Source organism: Agathobaculum desmolans ATCC 43058 (assembly GCF_000701665.1).
GTDB lineage: Bacteria > Bacillota > Clostridia > Oscillospirales > Butyricicoccaceae > Agathobaculum > Agathobaculum desmolans.
The window spans coordinates 1-10,210 of the sequence record NZ_JNJN01000066.1 but is presented as its reverse complement, the minus strand read 5'-3'; the positions used below and the strand labels follow the sequence as shown (position 1 = coordinate 10,210).

The 10,210-nt window shown below is 56.8% G+C and carries 10 protein-coding genes; 6 read left to right on the top strand and 4 right to left on the bottom strand.

The annotated features are described in order from the left end of the window. Positions 1-346 (top strand): electron transfer flavoprotein subunit alpha/FixB family protein (locus tag T363_RS0112900; RefSeq protein WP_031476456.1); only part of this gene is annotated, 346 nt, incomplete at its 5' end. Between the two features lie 133 nt (positions 347-479). On the opposite strand, the gene T363_RS0112895 is transcribed toward T363_RS0112900, so the two are convergent. From T363_RS0112895 to T363_RS0112880, 4 genes are all read right to left on the bottom strand, one after another. Beyond that, positions 480-2,966, bottom strand: coding sequence for an ATP-dependent Clp protease ATP-binding subunit (locus T363_RS0112895; RefSeq protein ID WP_031476454.1), 2,487 nt, complete (start codon positions 2,964-2,966; stop codon positions 480-482). 85 nt (positions 2,967-3,051) lie between these two features. Next, complete coding sequence (locus T363_RS0112890; protein WP_078097048.1) at positions 3,052-4,056, bottom strand: hypothetical protein; 1,005 nt, start codon at positions 4,054-4,056, stop codon at positions 3,052-3,054. Then, positions 4,053-4,592, bottom strand: coding sequence for a UvrB/UvrC motif-containing protein (locus tag T363_RS0112885; protein ID WP_051643280.1), 540 nt, complete (start codon positions 4,590-4,592; stop codon positions 4,053-4,055). Before T363_RS0112885 ends, T363_RS0112890 begins: the two co-directional genes overlap by 4 nt. 40 nt (positions 4,593-4,632) lie before the next feature. Beyond that, on the bottom strand, positions 4,633-5,085 hold the full coding sequence (locus T363_RS0112880) for a CtsR family transcriptional regulator (RefSeq protein WP_031476448.1): 453 nt from the start codon (positions 5,083-5,085) through the stop codon (positions 4,633-4,635). 312 nt (positions 5,086-5,397) lie between these two features. On the opposite strand from T363_RS0112880, the gene T363_RS0112875 reads away from it, so the two are divergent. From T363_RS0112875 to T363_RS0112850, 5 genes are all read left to right on the top strand, one after another. Then, complete coding sequence (locus T363_RS0112875) at positions 5,398-5,568, top strand: DUF362 domain-containing protein (RefSeq protein ID WP_031476446.1); 171 nt, start codon at positions 5,398-5,400, stop codon at positions 5,566-5,568. Between the two features lie 349 nt (positions 5,569-5,917). Then, entirely contained in the window at positions 5,918-7,177 is a 1,260-nt protein-coding gene (locus tag T363_RS0112870; RefSeq protein ID WP_031476444.1) for an ArsB/NhaD family transporter, read from the top strand. 31 nt (positions 7,178-7,208) lie between these two features. Next, positions 7,209-7,673: a hypothetical protein gene (locus tag T363_RS0112865; RefSeq protein WP_031476442.1), complete on the top strand. Its 465-nt coding sequence runs from the start codon at positions 7,209-7,211 to the stop codon at positions 7,671-7,673. 207 nt (positions 7,674-7,880) lie between these two features. Continuing rightward, entirely contained in the window at positions 7,881-9,107 is a 1,227-nt protein-coding gene (locus tag T363_RS0112855) for a cation:proton antiporter (protein ID WP_034972404.1), read from the top strand. 142 nt (positions 9,108-9,249) lie between these two features. Beyond that, complete coding sequence (locus T363_RS0112850; protein ID WP_031476439.1) at positions 9,250-10,113, top strand: hypothetical protein; 864 nt, start codon at positions 9,250-9,252, stop codon at positions 10,111-10,113. Positions 10,114-10,210 lie beyond the last annotated feature (97 nt).

Here is a 10,210-nt window from a genome sequence, read left to right as displayed (position 1 = left end):
CAAGGATGTTGAGAAGGGCATCAAGCTGGCGGAAGAGCTGGCAGCCGAGTTCAACGGCGCAGTCATCGGCGGCAGCCGTGCGGCGATCGATTCCGGCTGGCTGTCTGCCGACCATCAGGTTGGCCAGACGGGCAAGACCGTACATCCGAAGCTGTATGTTGCGTTGGGCATCTCGGGTGCGATCCAGCACAAGGCCGGCATGCAGGATTCCGAGTGCATCATCGCGGTCAACAAGGCCGAGGGCGCTCCGATCTTCGACGTAGCAGACTACGGCATCTGCGGCGACCTGTTCAAGGTTGCTCCGCTCATGATCGACGCGATCAAGGCGGCTAAGGCTGCTAAGTAAGCGCTGACGGCGATCCGTTAAAAGCACACAAGGCATCTGTCCGTAACGGGCAGATGCCTTTTTGATGGTTTAAATTGTATAGCGAGAAAAGTGCTGCCGGAAACATTCCGGCAGCACTTTTGCAGAAAGGAAGTTATTCGTTTTTCGCATCTGCGGGAGCGGTGCTGCCGGCAGGCGTCAGCACCAGCTTATCTTCTTCGGCATCCAGCGTGACGTGATCGCCGGGCTTGATCTCGCCCTTGAGCGAAGCCTCGGCCACAAGATCCTCGACCTCATTTGTCACTGCGCGGCGCAGCGGACGCGCACCGTATACCGGATCAAAACCGGCCTTGGCCAGATGCTTTTTGGCGGCTTCTGTCCAGCTCATTTCGATCTGCATATCCTGCATGCGGGATGCAACCTGACGCAGCATGCTGTCCGCAATCTGCGCGATTTCATCCTCGCTCAAACGGTTGAATACAATGATATCGTCAATGCGGTTGAGGAATTCGGGACGTACTGCGTTTTTCAGCTCGCTCATGACCTCCTGCTTGATCTGCTCAAAGGTGCGCTCGGCTTCGGATGCACTGCCCTCGGCAAAACCGAGCGATTTGCGGCTCTTGCCGGTGATCTTCTGTGCGCCGATGTTTGAGGTCATGATGATGACGGTGTTCTTGAAGTCCACATGGCGGCCCTGACCGTCGGTCAGCACACCATCCTCCAAGATCTGCAGCAGGATGTTGAACACATCCGGATGCGCTTTTTCGATTTCATCAAACAGTACGACAGAATACGGATGGCGGCGCACTTTTTCGGAAAGCTGTCCGCCCTCATCATAGCCGACATAGCCCGGAGGCGAACCGATCATGCGGGAAACTGCATGTTTTTCCATATATTCCGACATATCGATGCGGATCATGGCGCTCTCATCGCCGAACATAGCTTCAGCCAACGCCTTGGACAGCTCGGTTTTGCCTACGCCGGTCGGGCCAAGGAACAGGAACGAGCCAATCGGGCGCTTGGGATCACGCAGACCGACCCGGCCGCGGCGAATGGCCTTGGCAACTGCGGTGACGGCTTCACTTTGCCCGATAACACGCCGGTGCAACGTATCCTCCAGATGCAGCAGGCGCTGCCCTTCGTCCTCGGTCAGCTGTGCAACCGGCACACCGGTCCAGCCGGAGATCACAGCGGCGATATCATCCTCTGTTACCGCGCCGTGGCTGCGGGTCTGCTGATCCGACCATTCCTTCTTGCGGGCTTCGAGGGCATCCTGCTTGGACTTTTCCTCGTCGCGCAGCTTGGCGGCATTTTCGTAATCCTGTCCCTTGACCGCTTCTTCCTTTTTGGCGGCAAGTGCGGCGATCTCCTCTTCGAGTGCCTTGAGATCGGGCGGGGCGGTCAAGGTGGACAGACGCACACGCGAGCAGGCTTCGTCGATCACGTCGATTGCCTTGTCCGGCAGATACCGCCCGGTTACATAGCGGACAGACAGCTTAACAGCCGCTTCGATGGCTTCATCCGGGATCTTGATGCGGTGATGGGCTTCGTAGCGGTCGCGCAGCCCTTTGAGGATGGCGACGGCATCCTCTGCCGAAGGCTCATCGATCTGCACCGGCTGGAAGCGGCGCTCAAGCGCAGCATCCTTTTCGATGTTTTTACGGTATTCATCCAGCGTAGTGGCGCCGATGACCTGTACTTCGCCGCGGCTGAGTGCGGGTTTAAGGATGTTGGCGGCATCGGCTGCGCCTTCGGCAGCACCCGCGCCCATCAGCATGTGCATCTCATCAACAAACAGGATGGTATCTTTTTTTGCGGTCAGCTCTTCGATGACCTTTTTGATGCGTTCTTCAAATTCGCCGCGGTATTTGGTGCCTGCGATCATGCCGGTCAAGTCAAGCGAGACCAGCCGCTTATCCCGCAGCGTCTCGGGTACATCACCGGCAACGATTTTTTGCGCCAGACCCTCGACAACAGCGGTTTTGCCCACACCCGGATCACCGATCAGTGCCGGATTGTTTTTGGTGCGGCGGGATAAAATCTGGATCACGCGCTGGATCTCCTGATCCCGTCCGATGACCGGATCGAGCTTGCCTTCTTTGGCGGCAGCGGTCAAATCGCGGCCAAACTGGCTGAGCGCATCATCGGATGCGCCGCCGGAAGCGGGGCTGCCGTTCTCGTCGGCAAGGCTGCCCTGCTGCGCACCGCCTAATGCTTCACTGAGCTTTTCAGCCAGCGCCTGCGGGGTGAGCTTGAGGTTTGCCAGCGCGGTCAGGGCAACATTCTGTCCTTCGCGCAGGATGCCGAGCAGCAGATGCTCGGTGCCGACATAGCCGGTGCCCATCTGTGCGGCGGATTGGATCGACAGCTCAATGATGCGCTTGGTGCGCGGGGTCATGCCCTGCGGCGCAGAGGCATCGGGCGTGCCGCGGCCGGACAGTGCCTCGATCTGCTGGACGAGTGCCTGCTCGGTCACGCCAGCGGCAGTAAGCGCCTTCGCCGCCGGGCCGCCGCCTTCGCGCAGCAGACCGAGCAGCAGGTGCTCGGAGCCGATATAGCTGTGGCCGAACGAACCGGCCGCTTCCTGGGCGAGCGTCAGCGCCTTCTGCGCACGCTCGGTAAAACGATTCTGATAAAACATGAGGGAACACTCCTTTCATGAGGTGAAGTTGGTTAACAGTTTGTTTTCACCTTGCGGCGGATATGTGACCTGCCGCAGGATAAAATTATATGTCAAATTGTAAGGTTTTTGCCGCATCACGCAGCAATGCGGCGCGTTTTTGATCGCGTTCCTGCGGCGCACCGGTCAGCATGGCCGGGCGGATCTCCTGTTCCAGCCGGTACAATGCCTGTGGGTCTGTGCCGGTCAAAAAACCCATTTGCAGACCAACGAGTACATCGGAAATACAGGTGAGCGCTTCGCTGGTTTCCATCAGATAGGCGCTTTTCATCGTGCCCGCGGCACGCTGGATGCGGTCGCGCAGGGCAGCTTCACTTTGGCTGCGCACCTGCTCGCGAGCCTTCTTTTCCGCATCGATGATGGCGGCGGCAGTTTCGACCAACTGCCCGGTCAACTCGGCTGCGGACGCGCCCAATGTGACCTGATTGGAGATCTGGTAAAATCCGCCGACGGCCTTGGAGCCTTCGCCGTATGCGCCGCGCACTGCGCAGCCGCGGCTGCCGGCATAGCCGGTCATGCGGCTGATCTCGCCGGTGGCGGTCAGCATCGGCAGGTGCAGCATGACCGATGCGCGCAGACCGGTGCCGACGTTGGTTGGGCAGGCGGTCAGGTAGCCCAGCCGTGCATCATAGGCGAACGGCAAAGCGTTTTCGATCAGCGCGGCAATGCGGTCTGCGGTTTCCAGACATTCCTTCGGGCAAAGTCCAGTGCCGATCACCTGCAGCCGCAGGTGATCCTCTTCGCCGACCATGATGGCAACGCCGCCGTCGCGGGATACGATCAACCAGCCGCCGTTCTGCGCCAGCTCGGGAGAGATCAGGTGCTCTTCGATCAGGCGCGCCGCTTCGGTCGAGCGCGGGATAATCTGTTTCTTCTCAAATTCCGGACCGATGGTTGGATTGCTTTGCAGAGCCGCAAATACCTTTTCGGCAATTTCGCTGTGCTGCGCTTCGGTCAGGCGGAAGGGGTAGCCTTTTAGGTTGCGTGCCAGACGGACGCGGCTGGACGCAGCAAGGCCGGTAAAGCCGCCGTGAATCGTAAACATACTCATTTCTGCTCACCTTCCATTCTGCGGATCTCATCGCGCAGGCGCGCAGCCTGCTCATATTCCTCTTTTTCAATCGCTTCCTTGAGCTGCGCCCGCAGGGCTTCGACCGGATCGGCCTTTGGCTGTTCGGGTGCGGCGGGCGCGGCGCCGATGTGGCGGGTTGCGCCGTGGATCTTCTGCATATAGGGATCAAGGAGATCAGCGAAGTTGCTGTAACAGTCCGGGCAGCCCACACGGCCGGTCTGGCGCAGTTCGCGCTCGGTCAGACCGCAGGTGGGGCACTTGCGTTCGGTACCGAGCAGGGCAGCGGACGGCGTGCCGAGCATGTCGCTCCACAGGCTGCCGAAGCCGCCGCCGAGGAAAGAGTGGAACGGATCGCTCCAGAAATGACCTGTCGTGGAGAAGGCGTTCTCAAACGCGCCGCCGAGATGCTCCTTCTGCGCACAGGTCGGACACAGATGCAGCTCGCGCGTTACACCGTTTACGGTTTCCTTATAATACATTGTTGCTTCATTCTTACCGCATTTTTCGCATTTCATAATGCACAGCTCCTTTCAAGAGGATGAAATGAAAATTATTTTACGTTGCAAGGCCCATAATGGCACATCGGAATATCGAGGCGCGCAGAATATTGCGATCGTTTTCGGCAACCTCGGCCAGTGCGCCGTCCGAGCAGGCAGAGAGCAAAAGCTGGCCTTCGCGCTGCGTCAGCAGTTCGGCGGAAACCAATGCGCGTGTCAGCCGCGCAGCGTCGTTCTGCGTCAGCCGTCCGCCGATGCTGCGCGCCGCCTGCAGCAGGGTGCGCTGCTTGCTGTCCATCAGCCGGACGATGCGGATATATCCGCCGCCGCCGCGCTGGCTTTCCACCAGATAGCCATGCTCCGGGGTGAAGCGGGTTTCGATCACGTAGTTGATCTGACTGGGTACGCAAGAAAAACGGTCAGCCAGGCTTTTGCGCTGCACCTCGGCTACGCCGCCGCCCTCGGACAGCATCTCGCCGATGAAGTCAGCGATGACATCGGACATTTTCATGTGCTACCACTCCTTTGGTTCAGTCCGCTTATCTGACCTTTCCTGACCTTTGTATCTATTATAATCAGAGTGCGAGGATAAATGCAAGAGAAAAATCTGACCATTTCTGACCAAAAGCGGAAACGCAGATGCATCAATCTAATGTTATCTCGTTATTTCTCATGAATTCACAGATTATCTTGAATTTTCTTATATTTGATAAAAGCGAAGGAATTTACAAAAGTTAACGAGGGCTAACTGATGCTTTTTGTTGCTTTTTTTCTTTCTTGTGTTACAATTAGTTTGTAAATTACTTTTGGAGGTGCAATACCAATGGCATATGTTATCAGTGACGCATGCATCAGCTGCGGTTCCTGCGCGGGCGGCTGCCCGGTAGGCGCGATTGCTGAGGGCGACGGCAAGTACGAGATCAACGCGGATGCTTGCATCGATTGCGGTTCCTGCGCGGGCGAGTGCCCGGTAGGCGCTATTTCGCAGGGCTAATTTTAGCTACATAAAAGCGAAACCCCAAAACCCCTGTTCCAATCGGAACAGGGGTTTTGATATTGCACCAAACGGCGGCGCGATGTGCGGCAGCGGTTGGGTGCGCGAAGGGGCTGTTTGTCGCATAATAGATAAATTCAGATACTCTTTGTTAATAATGCGTAAAGAAAGAGGTTTGCGTTTGTGCGCAATCACAAAACTTTGCGAGGAAACCCCGGTATTTTAGGGGGAATAGAACATTGTCAACCCCGGAAAAGCGGGAGTATAATATACTGTAAAACAAAATGGAAGGCACATCCTTCCTGTATGGGGAGAATGGGCGGAAAAGAGGGGATCCGATTTGAATATCATGCAAGTGGTTTCCGTTGCGGTTTTCGTGCTGGTCATGGCAGCGATCGTTTCGGAAAAGGTGCACCGCACGGTAGCCGCGGTAGCCGGCGGCGTGGTGCTCGTCTGCCTGCGGGTGCTGTCGGTCGATCAGGCGGTAGGGTATATCGACTTTAATACCATCGGTGTGCTGATCGGCATGATGCTGTTTGTGGCTGTGGTGCGCAACTCCGGTTTGTTTGAATATGTGGCGATCAAGGCTGCCAAGATCGCGCATGGCAACCCGTGGAGGATCATGCTGCTGTTCACCCTGCTGACAGCGGTGCTTTCGGCTTTTTTGGATAACGTGACGACTGTGCTGTTGGTTGGCCCGATGGCGATTGCGATTACCGGGATTCTCGGCATCGATCCGGTGCCGTTCCTGCTGGCGCAGATTCTGGCATCCAATATCGGCGGTACGGCAACCCTGATCGGCGACCCGCCGAATATTATGATCGGCTCGCAGGCCGGGCTGGGATTTGTGGATTTTGTGGTCAATACCGGGTCGGCTGTTGTGATCATCCTGACGGTGGTTTGTGTTTGCTTCTACTTGATGTGGGGCAAAAAAATGGCAGTTGCGCAGGAAAAAATGCAGGCGGTCATGCAGCTGGATGAAAAGCGTTCGATCACGGATCGCGGCCTGATGATCAAAAGCGTTGTGATGATCGGCGTTGTCGTGCTGGGCTTTACCTTCCACGGCTCGCTGGGGGTGGATTCCTGCATTATCGCACTGGCCAGCGCAACGATCATGCTGATCATCGGCAGGCAGGATACCGAAGAAATCGTGCTGGGCGTGGAATGGTCCACCATCCTGTTTTTTACCGGGCTGTTTGTTGTGGTTGGCGGCATGCAGCAGACCGGTGTAATCACCCTGCTCGGGAACGCACTGGTCAATGCGACCGGCGGCAACGCACTGCTGCTGATGGTCCTGATCCTGTGGGGGTCGGCGCTGCTGTCCTCCTTTTTGGATAACATCCCGTTTGTGGCAACCATGATCCCGCTGATCCTGTCCATGCAGGCGGATGGCATGGATGTGACCGCGCTGTGGTGGGCGCTGTCGCTGGGAGCCTGTCTCGGCGGCAACGGCACGCTGATCGGCGCGTCGGCCAATGTTGTGCTGTCGGGTATTTCCGCCAAGCACGGGCATCCGATCGGTTTCGGGCAGTATTTGAAGGTTGGCTTCCCGATGATGCTGTTATCGGTTGCGATCTCCACTGCCTACTTACTGATTCGCTTTGCCTGATGTATAATAGGGTGAGAAAGAAGGAGATACTATGATTACAAGCAGTTTTTCCGGTGATGTTATCAATGTTTCCCTGCGGCAGATGGGCGCTTCTTCGATCAAGGAGGTGCGCAACGGCATTTTGTATATTGCCAAGTTTGAGCTGGCAGCGGAATTGTGCGTTACCTATGTATTTAATGTGACCAAGCGGGACAAGTATTATTTGCAGCGCGTTTCGCCTTATCCCATCTCCTACGGGGATTTTGAGGGCGCGGGCGAGGTTGTGGAGTTTATCCGGCGGGATATTGAAAAGTTCCGCAATGCGATCAATTCGCATAATTTCCCGCGGTTTTTGCAGACGGCGAACGAAATGGTGCAGTTGTCCCACGCGATCGAGCTGCTGTTCCTCGAGCGTAATGTGAGCGCGGAGGACATCGACAGCCTGTACCATGGGCTGGAGGACGGGCTGAACCGGATCAAGGAGATCCGGGAGCATGCGCCCCGGATCGGGCAGTAAGGCCGGTGCGGCGGATGCGCTGCGCCAACAGGAACGCTCTGCGGATGGAGGCGAAAGCCGTATCCGCAGGGCGTTTGCTGCCTCTGCGACAAAATACAGCGTAACAAAAAATAAATTTACAAATTTCCATAAAGATACTGGCCGGATGAGAAAAAGGGTGTATAATGATATCCATGCGATTATTAAGGTGGGAGGGGCGATGCTGTCATGTCATATGATTTTTTGTTGACGATCGCATTGATCATGCTGTTTACCAAAATATTCGGTTTGACTTCGGAACGGGTGCATATGCCGCAGGTGGTGGGTGCGCTGATTGCGGGTGTGCTGGTTGGGCCAAGCTGTCTCGGCTGGGTCGGTGAAACGGATTTTCTGATCAAAACGGCGGAAATCGGTGTGATTATCCTGATGTTTAATGCCGGTTTGGATACCGATCTGGAGGAGCTGAAAACCACCGGCTTTGCGTCTTTCATCATTGCGGTAATCGGCGTGGTGGTGCCGTTGGCCGGCGGCATCGGTGTGTATCTGCTGTTTGAAAATGATCCGGTGGATCCGCTTAATATGCTCAAGGCAGCCTTTATCGGCGTGGTACTGACGGCTACTTCTGTTTCGATCACGGTGGAGACCCTGCGCGAAATGGGAAAGCTGAAAAGCCGGGTGGGTACGGCTGTGCTGGGCGCGGCGGTGATCGATGATATTCTCGGCATTGTGGTGCTGACCGTGCTGACCGGATTTACCGATCCCGCTGTGCAGCCGCTGCTGGTGTTCGGCCGGATCATCGCGTTTTTCGTTTTTGTGCTGGTGATCGGTTTGATCATGCACAAGGCGTTCATCAAGATGGATGAGATGTGGCACAAGCACCGCCGGATCGCGATTTATGCGGTGGCTTTCGCTTTGCTGATGAGCTATGTGGCAGAACGCTTTTTCGGTATCGCGGATATCACGGGCGCGTATTTTGCGGGGATCGTGATGTGCAACCTGCCAGCAACACGCGATTATGTGGCAAGCAAGACCAATGTGCTGGGTTATATGATGTTTTCGCCGCTGTTTTTTGCATCGATCGGTATTAAAACCAATCTGGATGGATTGACCGGACGGATCGCGGTGCTGGCGCTTGTGCTGACGGTGGTGGCGATCCTGACCAAGATCGTGGGCTGCGGCCTGGGGGCGCGGCTGATGGGCTTTCCGCTGTATGATGCTGTATCGATCGGTTTGGGCATGGTATCGCGCGGCGAGGTTGCGCTGATCGTGGCGCAGAAGGGCGAACAGGCCGGTTTGATCGATGCACATCTGTTCCCGGCGATCGTGCTGGTAGTGGTTGTGACCACGCTGATCACGCCGGTGCTGCTCAAGCTTGGGATGCAGCGTGAAACCCCGGCCAATACCGAGTTTTCCGCGCAGGAAGCAGCGCAGATGCCCAAGACCAGCCGTTTTTGACGCTGATGATGGATAACCGGCAGGTGCGCTGTGCGCACCTGCCGGCTGCATTGAGGGGGCACGGGGCTTTTCCTGCTTGAAGCGGCGGGATGGGTGTGATATACTGAATCCGTATCCGAAGCAATAAGTGGGAGGGACCCTGATGAAATGGATAAAAGCGTTGCCGGTTGCAACGGCTGCTTTGTGCGTGCCCGGAATCGGCCTGCGCGCGCTGCATCTGCTGAACGGCTTTGATATCGGCACAGGACTGCCGGCGGTGGAGAATCCGTGGGTGTTTTACGTGTCGGCGCTGTTTGTGTGCTGTGCGGTAGTGTATGCGGTGTTGGCCGCGCCGTTGCGGAAACATCGCAAAACACCGTTTGAGCAGCTTTTGGGCAGCCGGAGTGCGGGATTCCGCGCTGCGGCGGTCATTTCCGGGCTGCTGATGGCGGCGGGCGGTATGTATTATTTGTATTTGACCATGACCGGCGTGGAAGAGGATGCGGCAATGTGGGCCAGAGTGCTGGAGATCGCTTATGCGGCGGTGACTGTGCTCACCGGTGGTTGTGTAATCGCACTGGCTAAGGCACAGGGCGATGCGATGAACGAGCACAGCGCTGCACTGACACTGATGCCGCTGCTGTGGAGCTGCCTGCATCTGCTGGTCAATTACCGGATGACCTGTATAGACCCCAAGCTCAGCTCGTTTGCCTTTGGGCTGGTGGCGGATGTGCTGCTGGTGCTGGCGTTCTATCATCTGGCGCGGATGCTGTACAGCAAGCCGCGTCCGGCAGGGCTGGCATTTTTCAGCGCTGTCGCGGTGACGGTTGCGCTGTCTGATCTGGGCGGATATGGCTTGGTGCACCTGATGGGAGTGCAGGCGCTGGACTGGTCGGATAAAATGGTAGTACGTGGCTGCTTGTCGGGGGCGGCCTGCGTGCTGCTGCTGGCAGAACTGGCGGTGCTGTGTGCGGGTGGTGCGAACCGCCCGGCGCAGCCGGATGCGCCGGCACAGCCGGTGGAATGATCGGAAAGTCCAATGGTATTAAGTCAAGGGGATAATACGAGAAAATTTTGAGGAAAAGTAAAGCAAAACGGATGTTTAGAGTGCAAAAAGGCAACAC

Excerpts from the sequence above, each read along its gene's own strand:
- T363_RS0112895 (WP_031476454.1), bottom strand. The coding sequence starts at position 2,966 with ATGTTTTATCAGAATCGTTTTACCGAGCGTGCGCAGAAGGCGCTGACG.
- T363_RS0112890 (WP_078097048.1), bottom strand. The coding sequence starts at position 4,056 with ATGAGTATGTTTACGATTCACGGCGGCTTTACCGGCCTTGCTGCGTCC.
- T363_RS0112885 (WP_051643280.1), bottom strand. The coding sequence starts at position 4,592 with ATGAAATGCGAAAAATGCGGTAAGAATGAAGCAACAATGTATTATAAG.
- T363_RS0112880 (WP_031476448.1), bottom strand. The coding sequence starts at position 5,085 with ATGAAAATGTCCGATGTCATCGCTGACTTCATCGGCGAGATGCTGTCC.
- T363_RS0112875 (WP_031476446.1), top strand. The coding sequence starts at position 5,398 with ATGGCATATGTTATCAGTGACGCATGCATCAGCTGCGGTTCCTGCGCG.
- T363_RS0112870 (WP_031476444.1), top strand. The coding sequence starts at position 5,918 with ATGCAAGTGGTTTCCGTTGCGGTTTTCGTGCTGGTCATGGCAGCGATC.
- T363_RS0112865 (WP_031476442.1), top strand. The coding sequence starts at position 7,209 with ATGATTACAAGCAGTTTTTCCGGTGATGTTATCAATGTTTCCCTGCGG.
- T363_RS0112855 (WP_034972404.1), top strand. The coding sequence starts at position 7,881 with ATGTCATATGATTTTTTGTTGACGATCGCATTGATCATGCTGTTTACC.
- T363_RS0112850 (WP_031476439.1), top strand. The coding sequence starts at position 9,250 with ATGAAATGGATAAAAGCGTTGCCGGTTGCAACGGCTGCTTTGTGCGTG.